Annotated in this window: 13 protein-coding genes and 1 pseudogene; 1 reads left to right on the forward strand and 13 read right to left on the reverse strand. The window is 74.0% G+C overall.

From position 1 onward, the window contains the following. Positions 1–8: 8 nt before the first annotated feature. The 10 genes from ACZ3ZE_RS19240 to ACZ3ZE_RS19285 all read right to left on the reverse strand — a co-directional run bounded on the left by ACZ3ZE_RS19240 (position 9) and on the right by ACZ3ZE_RS19285 (position 16,495). Entirely contained in the window at positions 9–2,624 is a 2,616-nt protein-coding gene (locus tag ACZ3ZE_RS19240) for an FtsX-like permease family protein (protein ID WP_467259896.1), read from the reverse strand. Continuing rightward, on the reverse strand, positions 2,621–3,376 hold the full coding sequence (locus ACZ3ZE_RS19245) for an ABC transporter ATP-binding protein (protein ID WP_361620825.1): 756 nt from the start codon (positions 3,374–3,376) through the stop codon (positions 2,621–2,623). The genes ACZ3ZE_RS19240 and ACZ3ZE_RS19245 overlap by 4 nt, the downstream gene beginning before the upstream one ends. A 100-nt stretch (positions 3,377–3,476) precedes the next feature. Then, on the reverse strand, positions 3,477–6,899 hold the full coding sequence (gene tmk, locus ACZ3ZE_RS19250) for a dTMP kinase (RefSeq protein WP_467259899.1): 3,423 nt from the start codon (positions 6,897–6,899) through the stop codon (positions 3,477–3,479). A 106-nt stretch (positions 6,900–7,005) separates the two neighbouring features. Beyond that, the gene (topA, locus tag ACZ3ZE_RS19255; protein WP_361176787.1) at positions 7,006–9,855 is read right to left on the reverse strand and encodes a type I DNA topoisomerase; all 2,850 of its coding nucleotides are present in this window, start codon (positions 9,853–9,855) and stop codon (positions 7,006–7,008) included. Positions 9,856–10,090: 235 nt separating this feature from the next. Continuing rightward, on the reverse strand, positions 10,091–10,288 hold the full coding sequence (locus ACZ3ZE_RS19260) for a hypothetical protein (protein ID WP_361176864.1): 198 nt from the start codon (positions 10,286–10,288) through the stop codon (positions 10,091–10,093). Positions 10,289–10,557: 269 nt separating this feature from the next. Then, positions 10,558–12,090 (reverse strand): DUF7059 domain-containing protein, encoded by a 1,533-nt coding sequence (locus tag ACZ3ZE_RS19265; RefSeq protein ID WP_361176789.1) that lies wholly within the window; start codon positions 12,088–12,090, stop codon positions 10,558–10,560. Between the two features lie 80 nt (positions 12,091–12,170). Beyond that, positions 12,171–12,794 carry a prolipoprotein diacylglyceryl transferase gene (locus ACZ3ZE_RS19270; protein ID WP_361620827.1) on the reverse strand — a complete coding sequence of 208 codons (624 nt, stop codon included), beginning with the start codon at positions 12,792–12,794 and terminating at the stop codon, positions 12,171–12,173. A gap of 235 nt (positions 12,795–13,029) precedes the next feature. Further along, complete coding sequence (locus ACZ3ZE_RS19275) at positions 13,030–15,384, reverse strand: sodium-translocating pyrophosphatase (RefSeq protein WP_467259901.1); 2,355 nt, start codon at positions 15,382–15,384, stop codon at positions 13,030–13,032. Positions 15,385–15,628: 244 nt separating this feature from the next. Then, positions 15,629–16,087, reverse strand: coding sequence for an ATP-binding protein (locus tag ACZ3ZE_RS19280; protein WP_361176795.1), 459 nt, complete (start codon positions 16,085–16,087; stop codon positions 15,629–15,631). Positions 16,088–16,141: 54 nt separating this feature from the next. Next, a complete protein-coding gene (locus ACZ3ZE_RS19285; protein ID WP_361176797.1) occupies positions 16,142–16,495 on the reverse strand; it encodes an STAS domain-containing protein in 354 nt (117 codons plus the stop codon). Positions 16,496–16,574: 79 nt separating this feature from the next. Between ACZ3ZE_RS19285 and ACZ3ZE_RS19290 the strand changes: the two genes are divergently transcribed. Then, on the forward strand, positions 16,575–19,190 hold the full coding sequence (locus ACZ3ZE_RS19290; RefSeq protein ID WP_467259904.1) for a DEAD/DEAH box helicase: 2,616 nt from the start codon (positions 16,575–16,577) through the stop codon (positions 19,188–19,190). Positions 19,191–19,287: 97 nt separating this feature from the next. Here the strand turns inward: ACZ3ZE_RS19290 and ACZ3ZE_RS19295 are convergent. The 3 genes and pseudogenes from ACZ3ZE_RS19295 to ACZ3ZE_RS19305 form a co-directional block, all read right to left on the reverse strand. Continuing rightward, positions 19,288–19,662 (reverse strand): annotated as a pseudogene (locus tag ACZ3ZE_RS19295) (Rv3654c family TadE-like protein); the annotation flags it as partial. Next, the gene (locus tag ACZ3ZE_RS19300; RefSeq protein WP_361176801.1) at positions 19,551–19,907 is read right to left on the reverse strand and encodes a TadE family type IV pilus minor pilin; all 357 of its coding nucleotides are present in this window, start codon (positions 19,905–19,907) and stop codon (positions 19,551–19,553) included. The pseudogene ACZ3ZE_RS19295 and the gene ACZ3ZE_RS19300, both read right to left, overlap by 112 nt. Next, positions 19,894–20,133: a DUF4244 domain-containing protein gene (locus ACZ3ZE_RS19305; protein WP_361176866.1), complete on the reverse strand. Its 240-nt coding sequence runs from the start codon at positions 20,131–20,133 to the stop codon at positions 19,894–19,896. Before ACZ3ZE_RS19305 ends, ACZ3ZE_RS19300 begins: the two co-directional genes overlap by 14 nt. Positions 20,134–20,323: the final 190 nt, after the last annotated feature.

Here is a 20,323-nt window from a genome sequence, read left to right on the forward strand (position 1 = left end):
CCGCCGTCTCAGCGGCGCCCGACAGGGCTCAGGACCACCGTCCCCGCGTACGTCGTGAGGATCACCGTTCCCGCGATCAGCGCGGCCTGGAGCGGCGGCAGGTACGGCGGACCGCCGGTCAGCGCCCAGCTGAACGCGGCCAGCGGGAGCGCCGCGACGACACCGCCGATCACGAGTCCGGTCCCGGCCAGGAACGCCGCCTCCAGGCGCAGCATGCGGCGCAGTTGGCGGCGGGAGGCGCCGACCTGGTGGAGCAGGCCGAGTTCGCCCCGGCGGCCGGCGGCGACGAGGGCGAGGGTGCTCAGGACCGAGAGCACCGTGAGCGCGCCGATCGCGGCGACGACGCACGCCGACACCAGACCGCTCGCCTCGGCCTCGTCCGGGACCACCTGTTCGGGCTCCGGGCGGGCCATGGCCCCGGCGACGGCGGCCCCGCCCGGACCCGCCACGAGGACGCGGGCGGGGCGTGGGTCGGCCATGTGCGCGGCGAGTTCGGCGCGGGGCAGAAGAAACTCCCCTAGGGCGAGGGACCGTTCGTAGACGGCCACCACCGTGAGCCGCCGCAGTGCCCCGTCGTCGAAGCGCACTTCCACCGTGGAACCGGGCCGCACCTCAAGGGAGTCGGCCCGGTCCGCGCCGACGGCGACCGTACCGGGCCGGGCGAGCCCCGCGAGGTCCCCGGCGACGACCGCCGGATCGAGCGTCTCGGCCAACCCTTCGGCGTCCACGCCCAGCACGGGCAGCCGGTCGAGCCGGGGCGAACCCGCCTCGGTACGCGCCAGGACGACCGTGGACCGCACCAGGCCGGTCACGGCCGTGACACCGGGCATCCGCCGGATGTCGGCCACGGAGACAGCGGCGGCGGCAGTGCCCTCGCTCCGGCCGGACGGGCCGGACCGGCCGGAGCCGTCGGAGCCGACGGGCGCGCCGGACCCGCCAACCGCGTAGTCCGCCACCATCGCCGCCCGCGCCTGCTCCGCAGTGGCCCGTTCCATCGTGGCGCCCGCCGCGAGTTGCACGGTCGCGAAGGCGCTGACCAGGACGATCGGGACCAGCGCGGCTCCGAGTCGGCGCGAGTGTGCGACCGCCCCGGCCGCCACGAGCCGTCCCGGCGCGCCGCCGAACCTGCGCGGTACCGGCCCCAGCACCCGCATCGCCGCTGCCGCGAGCCACGGCCCGAGCAGCGCGCACCCGGCCACGAGCGTCACGGTCGCCGCCCCGGCCGCCGCCCCCGCGGCCTGCCCCGCCTGGAGCGTGGCGGTCCCGGCCGACCCCGCCCCGACGACGAGCAGGGCGACACCGAACCCCTGCCGCACGCCCCCGGGCCGGCGGGCGGGCGTCCGGTCGCGCCGCGCCGCCGCGAGCACGACCACGCACCGCGCGAGCCCCACCGTCAGGCCGGCGGTCACGAGCGTCCCGGTGAACAGCCAGGGCGGGGCGGGGAGTTCGAGCGTGGCGGGCAGCAGGCCCCGGCCGCGCAGTTCGGCCCGGAGAGCCAGGAACGCCGGTACGGCCCCGAGGGCGCCCAGGACCGCCGCCGCGCCCGCCACCCGGTTCACCTCACGCCCGACGGCGGCCCGCACCTGCCGGGGCGTGGCGCCGATGGCGTACAGCAACTCGCGTTCGGGCGCGCGCTGTTGGAGGGCCTGGGCGACGAGCGAGGTCAGGACGAGGACGGTGACCAGGACGACGGTCGCGGCCACGGCCGCGAGGAGCTGGAGCAGGCCGTCCCGAGCGGGCAGGGCCCGCAGGTCCTCGACACCTCCCCTGCCGTTCCCCGTGAAAGCCCGCAACTCCCCCGCTCCGGAAGCGTCGAGGGCCTGTCGCACCCGCGCGTGGAGGGTGGCCACGGGGACGCCGGGCGCGCCGAGCACCCCGATCGCGTCGTGCCGTCCGGGATGCCCCGCGAGCCGCCCCGCCTCAGCCGCGCTGAAGTAGAGGGCGGCGGGCCCGTCGGCGAGGCCGACGACCCGATGCCCGGCGACGTACTGCCCGATCCGCGGCCCGGTCCCAGCGCCCTGACCCGCACCCGGGCCCTCCCCAGGGCCCGCGCCCAGCCCCGCACCGGCCACCACCTCCCCCGCGCCCGCTGGCGCCCGCCCGGCGGTGAGCCCGTACCCGCCGAGCCGCGCGGTCTCCCACGAGCGCCCGGGGTGCTCCCGTACGCCCTGGGGGTCCCGTACGGCCGCCTGGGCATCCCGCGCAGCCACCTGCGCACCCCGTACGTCACGGGGATCCCGTACGTCACCCGCATCCCGTACGACGAACCCGTCGTCCGGCACCACCGCCCGCACCCCCTCCACTCCCCGCAGCAGCTCCGCGACCGCGGTCGGCACCCCGATGCGTTCGGTCAGCGGGGCGGTGGTGGTGACGGGCTCGCTGGCCCAGGGCTTGGTGGTCCAGCGGACGTTCTGGTCGGCCGCGACGACGACGTCGGCCGCCGCGTACCGTTCCACGCGCGCGTGGGCCAGTCCCAGTGAACCGGCGGTCAGCGCGAGGGAGCCGAGCAGCAGCGAGACGAGGGTGACGGCCGCGAACACCGCCGCCCAGGCCCTGCGGTGGGCCCGCAGCGAGCGGGCCGCCAGCAGCCGGACGGCGGTCGGGGAGCCACGGAGTCCGCTCATCGCGCCATCGCCCCCGCCCCAGCCCCCGCCATCCCCGCCGTCCCCGCCACCGGCGCGAACATCCCCCGGACCCGTTCCGCGTCCGGCCGGTCGAGGTGGGCCGTGATCCTGCCGCGGGTGAGGAAGACCGCCTCGTCCGCCCAGGCCGCCGCGGCAGGGTCGTGGGTGACGAGGACGACCGTGCGGCCGTGCTCGTCGACGGCCCGGCGCAGCAGGGTGAGGACCTCCGTCGCGGTGACCGGGTCGAGGGCGGCGGTCGGCTCGTCGGCGAAGATCACCTCCGGTTCGGTGACCAGCGCCCGCGCGATGGCCACGCGCTGTCGCTGGCCGCCGGAGAGGGTGTCGGGCGCGTCGCCCGCGCGGTCGGCGAGGCCCACGGCGGCGAGACCGGCGAGGGCGCGGCCGCCGTCGTCGCGGGCGCCGGCGAGGAGCAGCGGCAGGGCGACGTTCTCGCGCACGTCGAGGGCGGAGACGAGGTTCAGCGACTGGAACACGAATCCGATCCGGTCCCGCCGCAGCCGGGTCAGCGCGGCGGGCTTCAGCCGGCCGAGCTCCGTGTCCCCGATGCGTACCGTGCCGGAGGTCGGGCGTTCGAGCCCGGCGGCGCAGCGCAGCAGCGTGGACTTGCCGGAGCCGGAACCGCCCATGACGGCGAGGAGGCGGCCGCGTGGCACGGTGAGGCTGACCGAGTCGAGCGCGGTGAGCCCGCCGTAGACCCGGCTGACCGCGTCGAGGGAAAGTGCTGTCTCCATACCGACAACGCTAGAAAAGCGCAGGTCAGATCGGTATGGAGCAGGCCGCCCGGTCAGGGGTGGAGCAGGCTCCACCCCTGACCGGCGACGGTCTCAGCGGTCAGCGGCGCCCTCGGCGCCCCTTCCCCTCGCCGTCCTCTTCGTCGTGCGGGCCGAGCAGCTCGTCCGCGAGGGTCGGGAGGTCGTCGAGCGGGGTCTCCTCGGCCCAGTCGGAGCGGCGCCGGGGTTGCCCCTTCTCGTCGAGCTGGGGCAGTTCGCGGGTGCGCTCGTTGGCGCCCTCCGGGGCGGCTCCGGCGTCGCGGAAGAAGTCCTGCGGAACCCGGTCGGCCGGGGCCGCGTCGTCCCGCACGGTCGGCAGCACGGCCGTCCGCTCGGCCTCGCTGTCGGTGTCGGCTCCGGCGCCGGCGCCGGAGCGGGAGCCGGAGCGCGAGCCGGAGCCACTGTCGACGCCCGCGCCCGCGTCCCGCCCGGAACGGATCCGGGGCAGCACCGTGGTCTCCTCGTCCAGCCGCACGATGGGCGTCGGCACGGTGACCTCGTTGGGCGACACGGTCGGCGCGTCGTCCGCGCCGGGGGCCGCCGGTCCGTCCGGCCGCACGATCGGCGTGGCGACGGTGATCTCGTTCGCCGACTCCTCCACCGACTTCGCGGACCTCGGTGACGTCGCCGACTTGGCAGCCGTCCCCGCCGCCGCAGCCGTCCCCGCCGTTGCGGCCTTCGCGGCCTTCGCGGCAGCCTCAGCTCCAACGGCAGCCGCCTCGGCCCGCTCGGCGGCACGCTTCTCCGCCGCGGCGGCCCGGTCGGCGGCGGCCCTCTCCGCCGCCGCGCGCTCCTCCTCGGCCTTCGCCGCGGCCTGCGCGGACGCGGCCTTCCGCTGGGCCTCGGCGGCCAGCGCGGCCGCGGCTGCCTCTTCCGCGGCTGCCTTGCGGGCGGCTTCCTCGGCGGCCTTGCGGGCGGTCTCCTCCGCGGCCTTCGCGGCGGCGGCCTCCGCCAGGCGGCGGGCCTCCTCGGCGCGGACGAGGGCGGCCTCGGCCTTGCGCTGCTTCTCCAGGCGCCGTTCCTCGGCCTCGGCGCGCAGCCGGGACTCCTCTTCGGCCTGCTTGCGGCGCCGCTCCTCCTCCTGGAGGCGGGCCTTCTCCTCGGCCTCGCGCCGCTTGTGCTCTTCCTCGGCGGCGATCCGGGCCTCCTCGGCGCGCTGCCGGGCCTCCTCCGCCTGGCGTTCGGCTTCCAGGCGGCGGGCCTCTTCCTCCTCGGCCTTGCGGCGGGCCTCCTCCTCGGCGCGCAGCTTGGCGAGCTGCTCCTGGCGCTCGCGCTCCAGGCGCTCTTCCTCGGCCTTGCGGGCGGCCTCTTCCTCGGCGCGGCGGCGGGCGTCCTCCTCGGCCTTGCGGCGGGCCTCTTCCTGGGCCTTCACCTCGGCTTCGGAGAGCGGCAGTACGCGGTCGAGCCGGTGGCGTACGACGGTGGTGACGGCCTCCGGTTCCTGGCCGGCGTCGACGACGAGGTAGCGGCCGGGGTCGCCGGCGGCGAGGGCCAGGAACCCGGCCCGTACGCGCGCGTGGAACTCGGGCGGCTCGGACTCCAGCCGGTCCGGCGCCTCGGTGAACCGCTCCCGGGCGGTCTCCGGGGAGACGTCGAGGAGGACGGTGAGGTGCGGGACGAGGCCGCCGGTGGCCCAGCGGTTGATGCGGGCGATCTCGGTCGGCGACAGGTCGCGGCCGGCGCCCTGGTAGGCCACCGAGGAGTCGATGTACCGGTCGGTGATGACGACGGCGCCCCGCTCCAGGGCGGGCCGGACCAGCGAGTCGACGTGCTCGGCGCGGTCGGCCGCGTACAGCAGCGCCTCGGCGCGGTTGGACAGGCCGGCGCTGGACACGTCGAGCAGGATCGAGCGGAGCCGCTTGCCGATCGGGGTGGCGCCGGGCTCGCGGGTGACGACCACCTCGTGGCCCTTGGCCCTGATCCACTCGGCGAGCGCCTCGACCTGGGTGGACTTGCCGGCGCCGTCGCCGCCCTCCAGGGCGATGAAGAAGCCGGTCGGGGAGGGCGCCTGGGCCGGGTCGGCGCCGCGCAGGGCGTCGCCGAGGTCGCGGCGCAGCGGGACGCCCGCCCGGTCGTCGGTCTTGGCGAGGACGATGGCGGCGACGGGCAGCAGCAGCGCGCCGATCAGCATCAGGGTGAAGGCCGCGCCGCCGTGGGCGAAGACGAAGCCGCCGGAGGCGAGCCGGTGCGGGCCGATCGCGGCGGCGAGCAGCGGGGCGACGAGCGCGCCCGCGCCGATGGCGACGCGGGAGACGGCCTGGAGGTGCTCGGTGACGCGGGGCCTGCGGGCCTCCTCGGTCTCCTGGTCGACGAGGCTGTGCCCGGTGCGGGCGGCGACGCCGGCCGCGTACCCGGCGAGGACGGCCAGGGCCAGCACGGTCGCCGTGTCCGGCACGAGGCCCATGGCGAGCAGCGCGACACCGGTGACGGCGACGGCGAGGGCGAGCAGGCGGCGCCGGGAGAGCACGGTGAGGACCGAGCCCGCGGTGCGGATGCCGACGGCGGTGGCGCCGCTGAGCGCGAGGATCAGCAGGGCGTACGTGACGGGCCCGCCGCCCAGGTCGTACGCGTGGAGCACGGCGACGGACGCCGCGGCGGCGATGGCGCCGGCGACGGTGCCGCAGGCGAGCACGAACAGCGGGAGCGCGCCGGTGCGGCCCTTGTCGGCGGGGAGCCGCAGGCCCTCCAGGGGCGAGCGGGGCCGCGGGGTCTGGCCGCCGGGCAGCGTGAGCGGGAACAGGACGGAGACGGAAGCGGCGAACATTCCGGCGGCGACGTACGCGCCGAGGGCCGCCTGGTGCTGCGAGAACCAGTCGATGCCGCTGCCGAGCAGGTTGCCGACGAGCGTGGCGAGCAGCAGCACGCCGGCCGCGGCGGGCACCGCGAGGAACGAGGTGCGCAGGCTGAGCGTGCGCAGCGCGCCCAGGTGGTCCGGGAGCGGCCGTACGGCGGCGCCCTCGGCCGGCGGGGCGGGCAGCAGCGCGGGGGCCGCGCCGTCCTTGGCGATCGTCCACACGCGTTCGGCCGCGCCGGTGACGAAGACGGTGCCGAGCAGGAACCAGAGCGCCTTGTCGGGGGTCCAGTCGATCCACAGCGGGGCGACGACGAGCAGCGCGAGCCGCAGCCCGTCGGCGCCGATCATGGTCCAGCGGCGGTCGAGCGGGCCGCCGGGCGCGGTCAGCGCGGTGAGCGGGCCGAGCAGGACGGCGCCGAAGAGGACGGCGGCGAGGATCCGCGTACCGATGACGGCGGCCACGGCGAACGCGGCGCCCCGGTAGCCCCCGCCCAGGGCCCCGTCGGCCACGGCCGCCTGGAGCCCGAGCAGGGTGAGGACGAGCACGGCGAGCGCGTCGCCCGTGCCGCCGACCGCCTGGGCGCCCCACAGACGCCGCAGCGGCTGATGGCGCAACAGGGCCCGTACGGCACGCTCCCGGGAATCGGCGACGAGTGCGGCGTCGGTTTCTGGCTGCTCTGCTCGCGTCATCCGTCCACCCTATCCGGACGCTCTTGCTCCCCGCGGCCTTCACCCGAACAAACAGACGGGGAGGGCGGGGGCCACGGCCCCTGCCCTCCCCGTCATGTCAGGAGAGTCACTCCGGCTTGGCGGCCGCCGTCTTCTTCGCGGCCGTCGTCTTCTTCGCCGTCGTGGTCTTGGCCGTCGTGGTCTTCTTGGCGGCCGTCTTCTTCGCCGCGGCCGTCTTGGTCGCGGTGGTCTTCTTGGCGGCGGTCTTCTTCGCCGTGGCCTTCTTGGCGGGCGCCTTCTTGGCCGCCTTCTTCGCCGGGCCCTTGGCCCGCTTCTCGGCCAGCAGCTCGTAGCCGCGCTCGGGCGTGATCGTCTCGACGCTGTCGTCGGTGCGCAGGGTCGCGTTGGTCTCGCCGTCGGTCACGTACGGGCCGAAGCGCCCGTCCTTGACGACCACGGGCTTCTCGCTGACGGGGTCGGTGCCGAGCTCCTTCAGCGGGGGCTTGGCGGCGGCCCGGCCACGCTGCTTGGGCTGGGCGTAGATCGCCAGCGCCTCTTCCAGCGTGATCGTGAACAGCTGCTCCTCGTCGGTGAGCGACCGCGAGTCCGTGCCCTTCTTCAGGTACGGGCCGTAGCGGCCGTTCTGCGCCGTGATCTCGACGCCCTCGGCGTCGGCGCCGACGACGCGGGGCAGCGACATCAGCTTGAGCGCCTCGTCCAGGGTCACCGTGTCGATGGACATCGACTTGAAGAGCGAGGCAGTGCGCGGCTTGACCGCGTTCTTGCCGGTCTTCGGGGTGTCCTCGGGGAGGATCTCGGTGACGTACGGGCCGTAGCGGCCGTCCTTGGCGACGATCTGGTTGCCGCTGACGGGGTCGGCGCCCAGCTCGAAGTCGCCGCTCGGCTTGGCGAGCAGCTCCTCCGCGTGGGCGACGGTCAGCTCGTCGGGCGCGAGGTCCTCGGGGACGTCGGCGCGCTGGTGGCCCTCGGTGTCCTTCTCGCCGCGCTCGACGTACGGGCCGTAGCGGCCGACGCGCAGCACGATGCCGTCGCCGACGGGGAAGGAGGAGATCTCCCGGGCGTCGATGGCGCCGAGGTCGGTGACGAGCTCCTTGAGTCCGCCGAGGTGGTCGCCGTCGCCGTTGCCGGCGTCGGCCGCGCCGCCCTCGCCGGAGCCGCCGCCCTCACCGAAGTAGAAACGCCTCAGCCACGGCACGGCCTGGGCCTCGCCGCGCGCGATGCGGTCGAGGTCGTCCTCCATCCGGGCGGTGAAGTCGTAGTCGACGAGCCGCCCGAAGTGCTTCTCCAGGAGGTTGACGACGGCGAAGGAGAGGAACGACGGCACGAGCGCCGTCCCCTTCTTGAAGACGTAGCCGCGGTCGAGGATGGTGCCGATGATCGAGGCGTACGTCGACGGGCGGCCGATCTCGCGCTCTTCGAGCTCCTTGACCAGGCTGGCCTCGGTGTAGCGGGCCGGCGGCTTGGTCGCGTGGCCGTCCACCGTGATCTGCTCGGCGGCCAGCGCGTCGCCCTCGGCGACCTGCGGCAGGCGCCGCTCGCGGTCGTCGAGCTCGGCGTTCGGGTCGTCGGCCCCTTCGACGTACGCCTTCATGAAGCCGTGGAAGGTGATCGTCTTGCCGGAGGCGGAGAACTCGGCGTCCCGGCCGTCGGCGGCGGTGCCGCCGATCTTCACGGTGACGGAGTTGCCGGTCGCGTCCTTCATCTGGGAGGCGACGGTCCGCTTCCAGATGAGCTCGTAGAGGCGGAACTGGTCGCCGGTCAGGCCCGTCTCCGCCGGGGTGCGGAAACGATCACCCGAAGGACGAATCGCCTCGTGCGCCTCCTGGGCGTTCTTGACCTTGCCGGCGTAGACGCGCGGCTTCTCCGGCAGGTAGTCGGCGCCGTAGAGCTGCGTGACCTGCGCACGGGCCGCGCCGACGGCCGTGTCGGACAGGATCGTGGAGTCCGTACGCATGTAGGTGATGAAGCCGTTCTCGTACAGCTTCTGCGCCACCTGCATGGTCGCCTTCGCGCCGAAGCCCAGCTTCCGGCTCGCCTCCTGCTGGAGGGTCGTGGTGCGGAAGGGGGCGTACGGGGAGCGGCGGTACGGCTTCGACTCGACCGAGCGGACGGCGAAGCGGGTGTCGGCGAGGGAGGCGGCGAGCGCGCGGGCCTTCTCCTCGTCGAGGTGGAGCACGTTCTCGCTCTTCAGACGGCCGTCGGCGCCGAAGTCACGGCCCTGCGCGACACGCTTCCCGTCGACGTTCGCGAGGCGCGCGACCAGGGAGGACGGGTCGGAGGGGTCACCGGCGCGGCCGGTGGAGAAGGTGCCGGTGAGGTCCCAGTACTCGGCCGAGCGGAAGGCGATCCGCTCGCGCTCGCGCTCGACGACGAGCCGGGTCGCGACGGACTGGACGCGGCCCGCGGACAGGCCCCGCATGACCTTCTTCCACAGGACCGGCGAGACCTCGTAGCCGTACAGGCGGTCGAGGATGCGGCGGGTCTCCTGGGCGTCGACCATGCGCTTGTTCAGCTCGCGCGGGTTGGCGACGGCCTCCTGGATCGCGTCCTTGGTGATCTCGTGGAAGACCATCCGGTGGACCGGGACCTTGGGCTTCAGGACTTCCTGGAGGTGCCACGCGATGGCCTCGCCCTCGCGGTCCTCATCGGTGGCGAGGAAGAGCTCGTCGGACTCGGCGAGCAGCTCCTTGAGCTTCCTGACCTGCGCCTTCTTGTCGGCGTTGACGACATAGATGGGCTGGAAGTCATGGTCGACGTCGACGCCGAGGCGGCGCACCTCGCCGGTGTACTTCTCGGGCACCTCGGCGGCGCCGCTGGGGAGGTCCCGGATGTGTCCGACGCTCGCCTCGACGACGTAGCCAGGGCCGAGGTAGCCCTTGATCGTCTTCGCCTTGGCAGGCGACTCGACGATGACGAGTCGGCGGCCGCCCTGTGCGGTCTCGCTGGTCGGGGACAACTTCGCTCTTCTCTCCGGTCGACGCTCTCCGGCACGTACTGCGTACGTTCGGCGCTGGCACGCACGGCAGCGGCACATACGGTGCACTGCCGTCGCTGCGGAGTGTGACGGTACAACCCGCCCCCGTGTCAAACGGCGAAAGCCCGCAACGGCCACTCGAACGGTAACCCGAGTCCTGCCCTTCCTGCCGCCCGGACTGCCGGACCGGCGGGGCGGGGCTCCCGCCCGGACGTCCTCACGGACGCCCGAAGCACCAGATCCCGAGGAGGAGGAAGGCGGCGCCGAACAGGCCCGACAGGACGGCGGCGGGCTTCGGCGCGACCCCGAGCGCGACGGGCTCGCCCTGCGCCACCCGGACCCCCGTCCACACCAGCAGTGCGGCCCCGAACAGCGTGAACGCCCCTCCCGCGAAGATCGCCGGCCCGCTCTCCATGCCCGTACCCCGTTCCGTCGCCATGCCGTCTCCGGCTCCCGGAGCCGAGGCTGGCACCTCCCGGCGTCAGGGGGGCGAAATCGCGGTGAACGGCGCGGAGGGCACCGCACGGTTTCACGAGGATGGCCGGTACTCCCCTGTCGTTCCGGCCTTCTTCGTCACGTCATCGGGTGTCGGACGGGGCGGATCCGGTCGGGAAGGCGACACGAAACGGTCGGTCCCGGTCGGTCGCCGACCCGTCAGGGTCGGCCGGTCGCCGCTCATTCGCCCTAGGTCGCCGGCAGCAGGAAGCCCTCCTCCACCAGGAGCCGGATCGCCTGCGGGGTGCGGTCCCGCAGGACGACCGGGTCCTCGCCGGTGAGCTGGCCGATGGCGTCGAGGATCCGGCCGGCGCTGAGCGTGCCGTCGCAGACGCCCGCGAAGCCGGCCGCCACGTGGTCCACCCGGGTGGCCCGGCGCATCCCGCGGTTCTGGCGCAGCAGCACGTGCTCGGGGTCCTCGGCGCCGGGCAGGCCGACCTGCTCCTGGACGACCTCGGGCGCGAGGGTGAACCGGTCGGCGAGCAGGGCCGCGTCGTCCCGGCCGCGCAGGTAGTCCTGGCGCTCGAAGTGGTCCCGTACGGTGTCACCGAGGGGCTGCTCGACGGGGTGCGGCCACTCCTCGATGACGATCGAGGGCTCGGCCGCTCCGGAGGCGACGGCCGCGCTCTTGCGCAGGGTGATCCAGCCGAAGCCGATCCCCCGGGTCTTGCGGGCCTCGAACTCGTCCAGCCACCGCCCGTACGCCAGCCGGTACGCGTCCGGGTCGCCGCGGTGGTCGCCGCTGTCGCGCAGCCACAGCTCGGTGTACTGGGTGACGTCCTGGACCTCGCGCTGCACGATCCACGCGTCGCAGCCGCGCGGCACCCAGGAGCGGAGCCGGTCCTGCCACTCCTCGCCCTCGACGTGCTGCCAGTTGGCGAGGAACTGGGCGTAACCGCCGTCGTTGAGCCGCTCCCCGGCCTCCTGCACGAGCGTGCGGCACAGGTCGTCGCCGCCCATGCCGCCGTCCCGGTAGGTGAGTCCGGAGCCGGGGGAGATCACGAACGGCGGGTTGGAGACGATCAGGTCGTACGTGTCGCCGTCGACGGGCTCGAAGAGCGAGCCGGTCAGCAGCTCGGCGCCCCGGGCCCCGGAGAGGGCGAGGGTGAGCCGGGTGAAGTCGAGGGCGCGCGGGTTGAGGTCGGTGGCGGTCACCAGCGTGGCGTGCTGGGCGGCGTGCAGCGCCTGGATGCCGGAGCCGGTGCCCAGGTCGAGGGCGGTGGCGACCGGGGTGCGGACGGTGATCCCGGCGAGGGTGGTGGAGGCCCCGCCGACGCCGAGGACGACCCCTTCGTCCTTCGTGCCGATGCCGCCGGCCCCGCCGACCGCACAGCCGAGGTCGGAGACGATGAACCAGTCCTCGCCGTCCGGGCCGCCGTACGGCCGTACGTCGACGGTGGCGCGCACGGTGTCGTCCTCGCGGACGACCCAGCCGTCGGCGAGCGCCTCCGCCAGGGGCAGCGCGGCGGCGGCCCGCTCGTGCTCCACGGCGCGCTGGAGCAGGAAGAGCCGGACCAGGGTCTCCAGCGGGGAGTCCCCGCGGGTCGCCCGGAGGGCGGGCACGGTCTCGCTGCGGGCGAGCGCGGCGTAGGCCTGGGCGCCGAGCAGGTCGAGCAGACCGTCGGCGGTGAAGTCGGCGGCGAGCAGGGCCTCGCGCAGGCGGACGGCGTGCGTGGGCACCGGGAGGCTGGGGTTCGTGCTGGTCGTACTCACGTGCCCCATTGTGACGGGCGCCACCGACAACGGCCGCCATCGACAGGGGGCGGGCCGGTCCGGCGGACGCGCCGGACCGGCCCGGGCGCCTACGGCTTGGGCGAGGCGGTCGACTTGGTGACCGGGGTGGAGCCCGTCTTCGGGGAGGCCGGGCCGCCCGGCTTCGGGGAGGCCGACGGGGTCTGGCAGCCGGGCTGCTTGGCCATGGCCTGGCCGAGTTCGCCGGCCTGCAGCTTGGCGACGGCGTCCTGGTCCATGTTCTGGATCTTGCCGAGGTTCTCGGAGACGACCTTGAGCCCGTCCGCGAACTTCTGCTGGTTGCCCGTGTCGAGCGCGTCGACCTGCTTCTTCAGACCCTCGTACGCCACGGCCGTGGCGTTGAGCTCCTTGATCGCGTCCTGCTGGATCTTCTCGCCGTTGTCGACCGGCGGGGCGCCCGCGGACTCCACGGCCTTGGCCAGGGCGCGGTCGGCGGCGGCGATGTCGGCGAAGGCCTTCGAGTCGGCGGCCTTGATCGTGACGGGCTTGCTGTCGGCCGCCGTGGAGATGATCAGCTGGTTCGCGTCGGCGCGCTTCTGGATCTGGGGCTGTGCCTGGTCACAGAACGTCTTGGCCCAGTCGTTGACCTTGTCGCCCTTGTCGTCACTGCACCCCGACAGCGCGAGCACCAGTACCGCGCAGCCGGACAACGCGGCCGCAAGATTCTTGTTCACCGGATCGGTCCCTTCCAAGGCTCTCGGCCCCGGAACATACACGCCGTACGGAGGACATCCACCGTTCGTGGGACCGATTCATCCGATATTGCAGCCTTTTGCACCAAGGAGACAGGGGCGGACGTCACGTCAGAACGCGCCGTCCGCGCCTGTTCTGACCGCACGTCACGACGACGGGGAGGCGGCGGGACTCCGGCCCGGCTACCGGCAGCGCGGTGGACGGGACCCGGCCCGGCTACGGCAGCGCCGTGGCGTCCCGTGAGGTCCCGTTCCGCTCCGCCGAGCCGTCGTCCACGGCCACCGAACGCCGCTTGGAGACCCGGACCGCGCCCACGACGACCAGGATCGCGAGGGCGGCGACCAGCGCCCGCAGGCCGCCACTGGCGTCGTCCCCGTAGCTGAACTGCACCACGGCGGGGGCGATCAGCAGCGCGACCAGGTTCATCACCTTCAGGAGCGGGTTGATCGCCGGTCCCGCGGTGTCCTTGAACGGGTCGCCGACCGTGTCTCCGATGACGGTCGCCTCATGGGCCGGGCTGCCCTTGCCGCCGTAGTGCCCGTCCTCGACCAGCTTCTTCGCGTTGTCCCAGGCGCCACCGGAGTTGGCGAGGAAGACGGCCATCAGCGAGCCGGTGGCGATGGCCCCGGCGAGGTACGAGCCGAGCGCCCCGACCCCGAGCGAGAAGCCGACCGCGATCGGCGCGAGGACGGCGAGCAGTCCGGGCGTGGCGAGTTCACGCAGCGCGTCCTTGGTGCAGATGTCGACGACCCGTCCGTACTCGGGCTGCTCCGTGTAGTTCATGATTCCGGGGTGCTCGCGGAACTGCCGCCGCACCTCGTAGACCACCGCGCCGGCCGACCGGGACACGGCGTTGATGGCGAGCCCGGAGAACAGGAAGACGACGGCCGCGCCGAGCACCATCCCGAACAGGTTGTTGGGCTGGGAGATGTCCATGGACAGGTTCATCTCGGTGGCCTTCGCGCCCACTTCGGCGACCGAGGTGGCGATGGCGTCACGGTACGAGCCGAAGAGCGCGGCCGCGGCGAGGACGGCGGTGGCGATCGCGATGCCCTTGGTGATCGCCTTGGTGGTGTTGCCGACGGCGTCGAGCTCGGTGAGGACCTGCGCGCCGGCGCCCTGGACGTCGCCGGACATCTCGGCGATGCCCTGGGCGTTGTCGGAGACCGGCCCGAAGGTGTCCATGGCCACGATCACGCCGACCGTGGTGAGCAGCCCGGTGCCCGCGAGGGCGATCGCGAACAGCGCCAGCATGATGGAGGTGCCGCCGAGCAGGAACGCCCCGTAGACGGCGAGGCCGATCAGCAGCGCCGTGTAGACGGCGGACTCGAGACCGAGGGAGACACCGGCCAGGACGACGGTGGCGGGGCCGGTCAGCGAGGACTTCCCGATGTCCCGGACCGGGCGCCGGCGGGTCTCGGTGAAGTAGCCGGTGAGCTGCTGGATCAACGCGGCCAGCACGATGCCGATGGCGACCGCGACCAGGGCGAGGACCCGCGGGTCGCCGCCGTGGGTGGGGATGCCGGGCTCGGTGACGCCCTCCAGGTCCGCGTAGGAGGACGGCAGGTAGACGAAGGCGGCGACGGCGACGAGGGCCAGCGAGATCAGCGCGGAGAGGAAGAAGCCCCGGTTGATGGCGGTCATGCCGCTGCGGTCGGTACGCCGCGGGGCGACGGCGAAGATGCCGATCATCGCGGTCACGACGCCGATCGCGGGCACCATCAGCGGGAACGCGAGCCCCAGGTCTCCGAAGGCGGCCTTGCCGAGGATGAGGGCGGCGACGAGCGTCACGGCGTACGACTCGAAGAGGTCGGCGGCCATGCCGGCGCAGTCGCCGACGTTGTCGCCCACGTTGTCGGCGATGGTGGCGGCGTTGCGCGGGTCGTCCTCGGGGATGCCCTGCTCGACCTTGCCGACGAGGTCGGCGCCGACGTCGGCGGCCTTGGTGAAGATGCCGCCGCCGACCCGCATGAACATCGCGATGAGCGCGGCCCCGAGACCGAAGCCCTCCAGGACCTTGGGCGCGTCGGCGGCGTAGACGAGCACGACGCAGGAGGCGCCGAGCAGGCCGAGGCCGACGGTGCACATGCCGACCACGCCACCCGTACGAAACGCGATCTTCATCGCCCGGTGCGCGACATCCGTCAGGTCCCGCTCCGGTTCCCCCGGCGCGGGCGTGGCCTCCCGGGCCGCCGCCGCGACCCGTACGTTCGCGCGGACGGCGAGCCGCATGCCGAGATACCCGGTGACCGCCGAGAAAAGCGCGCCCACCAGGAAGAACAGCGAGCGCCCGGCCCGCTGCGACCAGGTGTCGGCGGGCAGCAGAAACAGCAGGAAGAACACGACGACGGCGAAAATGCCGATGGTGCGCAGTTGCCGGGCGAGATAGGCGTTGGCACCCTCCTGCACGGCGGCCGCGATCTTCCGCATGGATTCCGTGCCCTCGCCGGCCGCCAGCACCTGGCGGACGAGCAGCCGGGCCACGACCAGCGCCGCGAGCGCCACCACCGCGACGACGCCCACGATCACGCGGTTCTCCTGAGTAAGCACCGCGGCTGCGAGACCCGCCATTCCGTCCTCCTTGACGTTGCGAGGTCAAGACAGAACGGATTCTAGGGAGGGAAACCCACAGAAAAGGGATGATGGCGGTGGTAATTCCCGAATACCTCATAAGTACCGCCGAATGCGGTAATACGGCGGCGGGGGCGGGAGGTCTGCGCGGTCCGGGAAATGGCGAAGAGGCCCTGCGGGGCAGGGCCTCTTCGCTCGGTCGCGGGGTCGGCCGGGATCGTCCGGTCCTGGGACTCCGGCCGGATCAGCTGAACGGGGCGTCCGGGTTGGCCGGCCAGCTCATGCGGATGGTGCCGCCGTCCTCGCCGGCGCTCACCTCCACGTCGTCGACGAGCCCGCGGATCACCGCGAGCCCCATCTCGTCCTCGCCGTCGGCGTCGTCGAAGTCCTCGGCCGGGGCGGCGTCGCGCGCACCGGGCACGCCGACGGCGTCCGCGGCCGCCACGCCCGCGCCGGGCACCTCGTCGCCGACCTCGATGGAGAAGGTCTTCTCCTCCTCGGTCAGCACGACCCGGACGGGGGTGGCGACCCCGTTGCTCCGATGCAGCCCGACCGCCCGGGAACACGCCTCGCCGACGGCGAGCCTGACCTCGTCGAGGACCGCTTCGTCGACCCCGGCCCGGCGGGCGACCGCGGCGGCCACGAGACGGGCCGTGCGGACGTGCTCGGGCTGAGCACTGAAGAGGAGTTCAACGGTGGCCATGCGATCCCCCTGGGGTTCTGGACGGCTACACGGGGCGAGGACGGCGCGTCGGCCTCAGTCGGCCGCTTGGACGGCGTCCTCGACGGAGGTGTGAATGGGGAACACCTTGGTGAGTCCGGTGATCCGGAAGATCTTCAGAATGCGCTCCTGGTTGCAGACCAGACGCAGCGATCCCTCATGCGCGCGCACGCGCTTCAGACCGCCCACCAGCACGCCGAGGCCGGTCGAGTCGAGGAAGTCCACCCGCTCCATGTCGACAACCAGGTGGTAGCTGCCGTCGTTCACCAACTCGACCAACTGCTCGCGCAGCTTGGGCGCGGTATACACATCAATCTCGCCACCGACCTCGACGACCGTACGGTCGCCGGCCGGGCCAGTCACAGTGCGAGTCGACAGAGACAGGTCCACGGGTCCTCCAGCACCTAGCTATCGAGCGGCCGCCCCTCGGAACTCCCGTGCGGAGTCACGGGACGGAACGCCGGCCGCGATGGCATTCAATCACTTACCGACTGCCATGCACGACGCCTTGGAAGCATTGTCCGTCACGCCGGTGACACACTCGATGCCGATGGCCAAGAATCACCGCCCCCGCCGACCCGCCGGGGAGACGGGCGACCGCCCCTCTCCAGGTCAGGTCCTCGACCGGCTCTCCGCAGGCGAGAGCCGGGCCGCGCGCATCACCCATACGGAGCATCTGCCCGCCCGAGCGGGCCGTCATGCCGTCTGGCCGCACCGCATCCGCGCGGAGGTGATCAACGCCATCCAGGCCGCCGGGATCGACCACCCGTGGGCGCACCAGGCCGAAGCCGTCGAGCACGCTCTGGACGGCACTTCTGTGGTGATCGCCACGGGAACCGCCTCGGGCAAGTCGCTCGCCTATCTCACCCCCGTCCTGTCCACCCTCCTAGACGGCGCCGAGGCCGCCAACGGACGCGGCACCACCGCCCTGTACCTGGCCCCCACCAAGGCCCTCGCCGCCGACCAGTGCCGTGCCGTACGGGAACTCGCCGCCCCGCTCGGCAACCGGATCCGGCCCGCCGTCTACGACGGCGACACCCCGGTCGAGGAGCGCGAGTGGGTCCGCCAGTACGCGAACTACGTGCTCACCAACCCCGACATGCTCCACCGGGGCATACTCCCGTCCCACCCCAGGTGGTCCTCCTTCCTGCGCTCCCTGCGCTATGTCGTCATCGACGAGTGCCACACCTACCGGGGCGTCTTCGGCTCCCACGTCGCCCAGGTACTGCGCCGCCTCCGGCGTGTCTGCGCCCGGTACGGCGCCGACCCCGTCTTCCTCCTCGCCTCGGCCACCTCCGCCGACCCCTCCCACGCCGCCGCCCGCCTCACCGGCCTGCCCGTCACCGAGGTCTCCGACGACGCCTCCCCGCGCGGCGAACTGGTCTTCGCCCTGTGGGAGCCGCCGCTGACCGAGCTCCACGGCGAGCAGGGCGCCCCGGTCCGCCGCACCGCCACCGCCGAGACCGCCGACCTGCTGACCGACCTCACGGTCCAGGGCGTGCGCTCGGTCGCCTTCGTCCGTTCCCGGCGCGGCGCCGAGCTGATCTCGGTCATCGCCCAGGAACGCCTCGCCGAGGTCGACCGCTCCCTGGCCCGCCGGGTCGCCGCCTACCGGGGCGGCTACCTGCCCGAGGAGCGCCGCGCCCTGGAGCGCGCCCTGCACTCGGGCGAACTCCTCGGCCTGGCCGCCACGACCGCCCTGGAGCTGGGCGTGGACGTCTCGGGCCTGGACGCCGTCGTCATCGCCGGCTATCCCGGCACCCGCGCCTCCCTGTGGCAGCAGGCGGGCCGCGCCGGCCGCTCCGGCGAGGGCGCGCTGGCGATCCTGGTCGCCCGCGACGACCCGCTGGACACCTTCCTGGTCCACCACCCCGAGGCGATCTTCCGCCGCCCGGTCGAGTCGACCGTCCTGGACCCCGACAACCCCTACGTCCTCGCCCCCCATCTCTGCGCCGCCGCCGCGGAGCTGCCGCTGACCGAGGCCGACCTGGCCCTCTTCGGCCCCGCCGTGCCCGAACTCCTCCCCCAGCTGGAGTCGGCCGGCCTGCTGCGCCGCCGCTCCACCGGCTGGTACTGGACCCGCCGGGAGCGGGCCGCCGACCTCACCGACATCCGGGGCGGCAGCGGCAGCCCCGTCCGGATCGTCGAGGCCGGCACCGGCCGGCTGCTCGGCACGGTCGACGAGGCCGCCTCCCACGCCTCCGTCCACGAGGGCGCGGTCCATCTCCACCAGGGCCGCACCTATCTGGTCCGCGAGCTCGACCTGAAGGACTCCGTGGCCCTCGTCGAAGAGGCGAGCCCGCCCTACTCGACCACCGCCCGCGACACCACCTCCCTCTCCGTCCTGTCCACCGACACCGAGATCCCCTGGGGAGCCGGGCGCCTCTGCTACGGCTCCGTCGAGGTCACCAACCAGGTCGTCTCCTTCCTCCGCCGCCGCCTGATCACCGGCGAGGTGCTCGGCGAGACCAAGCTGGACCTGCCGCCCCGCACCCTGCGCACCCGGGCCGTGTGGTGGACGGTCACCGAGGACCAGCTCGACGCCGCCCGGATCAGCCCGGAGATCCTCGGCGGCGCCCTGCACGCCGCCGAACACGCCTCCATCGGCATGCTGCCGCTCTTCGCCACCTGCGACCGCTGGGACATCGGCGGCGTCTCCGTCCCGCTCCACCCCGACACGCTGCTCCCGACCGTCTTCGTCTACGACGGCCACCCCGGCGGCGCCGGCTTCGCCGAACGCGCCTTCCACACCGCCCGCGCCTGGCTGACCGCCACCCGCGAGGCCATCGCCTCCTGCGAATGCGACTCCGGCTGCCCGTCCTGCATCCAGTCCCCCAAGTGCGGCAACGGCAACGACCCCCTCCACAAACGAGGCGCGATCCGGTTGCTCACGGAGCTGCTTCGGGAGGCGGAGGGCGAGGAGCCGGCGGGCGCGGAGACGTCGGGTGCCGAGTCGGAGGGGCCGGAGGTGCCGGAGGTGCGGGTCCCGGAAGCCGGGGAGGCTCCGGAGCCAGGGCGAGGCCAGGAGGCTCTGGATCCGGAGGGGCGGGGTCCGGCGGCATCGGGCTCGCCCGAGGCCACGTAAGGCCCGGTAGAGGGGCCTGAAGGCCCGCGGGGCCCGGCGGGCCCGCTCTGGAGGTGACCTCGGGGGACCACGCGCCGACCGACACGCGGGCGGTGACGTCCGCGATGTCCTCGCGCACCCGGCACCGGACCACCTCGGCCCCCTGCGCGGCGGCCACCCGCGCCGCGGCCGCACAGGCGTCCGCCTCGCCCCACAGCGCCCGGTCGGCGGCCGCGAGGGCCGCCAGGTCGGCCGCACCGCCCGCCCGGTGCCGGGCGGCCACCGCCTGGCCCAGCGCGAGCACGGCCCCGAACACCACGCACAGGGCGCAGGCCGCGAACGCCGTCCACACGGTCGCCGCTCCCCGGTCGCCGCCGCCCCTCACAGCGCCGCCACCCCCACCGTGTCCTCGGCGAGCGCCGCCGCACCGGCCCGCAGGGTCAGCCCCAGGCCGCCCGGGCCGGGCGCCGACGCCTCCACCGTCACCCGCCACAGCTCGCCCGACCGCTCGACGATGACCCTGGCCCCGTCCGGGGCGGCGGCCCGCGCCGCCGCCTCCGCCGCGGCCACCGGCTCGGAACGGGCGACCGCCCGCGCCCCGGCCCGGGCCGCGTCCACACATCGGATCTGCGCTCCGGCCGCGCCCAGGGCCCAGAGCAGGGCCGCCGTGAACAGCACCAGGGCCGGCAGCGCGACCGCCGTCTCCGCGGTCACCGAACCCCGGTCAGAACGGCGCATCGAGAGCCTTCCCGATCACCGACTCCAGGGCCTTCGTGACCGCCCCGCTGGTGAGCACCTTGTAGAGCACGGCCGCGAACGCCGCCGCCGCGATCGTGCCCATCGCGTACTCCGTGGTGCTCATGCCCGCGTCCCGGCGCGCCGCCGTCCGCCGGACCCGCCACCAGCCGTGGAGCACCGTCCTGAACGTGCCGACCTTCACCAGGTCCACCGCCCGCTCCGTCATCGTCCGAGTCATCGCCCACATCACGTCCGTCTCCTTCGCTTTCCTCGCGTTCATGGCGGTCACGGCCGTCGTGGCCGCCGTGGCTGTCACGGCCGTCATGGCCTTGGTCTCCGTCATCCCGGCTCCCCTTCGTCTCGTCGTCCCGGCTTCCCGTCATCCCGGCTTCCTCGTTCGCCCGCCGTCCGCCTTC

The sequence above is a fragment of the Streptomyces sp. NPDC023157 genome (assembly GCF_055560575.1).

Coding starts and splice junctions, on each gene's coding strand:
- ACZ3ZE_RS19275 (WP_467259901.1), bottom strand. CDS start 15,384: ATGGCGGGTCTCGCAGCCGCGGTGCTTACTCAGGAGAACCGCGTGATC.
- ACZ3ZE_RS19305 (WP_361176866.1), bottom strand. CDS start 20,133: ATGACGGAGCGGGCGGTGGACCTGGTGAAGGTCGGCACGTTCAGGACG.
- ACZ3ZE_RS19245 (WP_361620825.1), bottom strand. CDS start 3,376: ATGGAGACAGCACTTTCCCTCGACGCGGTCAGCCGGGTCTACGGCGGG.
- ACZ3ZE_RS19260 (WP_361176864.1), bottom strand. CDS start 10,288: ATGGAGAGCGGGCCGGCGATCTTCGCGGGAGGGGCGTTCACGCTGTTC.
- ACZ3ZE_RS19240 (WP_467259896.1), bottom strand. CDS start 2,624: ATGAGCGGACTCCGTGGCTCCCCGACCGCCGTCCGGCTGCTGGCGGCC.
- ACZ3ZE_RS19265 (WP_361176789.1), bottom strand. CDS start 12,090: ATGGGGCACGTGAGTACGACCAGCACGAACCCCAGCCTCCCGGTGCCC.
- ACZ3ZE_RS19290 (WP_467259904.1), top strand. CDS start 16,575: ATGGCATTCAATCACTTACCGACTGCCATGCACGACGCCTTGGAAGCA.
- tmk (WP_467259899.1), bottom strand. CDS start 6,899: ATGACGCGAGCAGAGCAGCCAGAAACCGACGCCGCACTCGTCGCCGAT.
- ACZ3ZE_RS19280 (WP_361176795.1), bottom strand. CDS start 16,087: ATGGCCACCGTTGAACTCCTCTTCAGTGCTCAGCCCGAGCACGTCCGC.
- ACZ3ZE_RS19300 (WP_361176801.1), bottom strand. CDS start 19,907: ATGCGCCGTTCTGACCGGGGTTCGGTGACCGCGGAGACGGCGGTCGCG.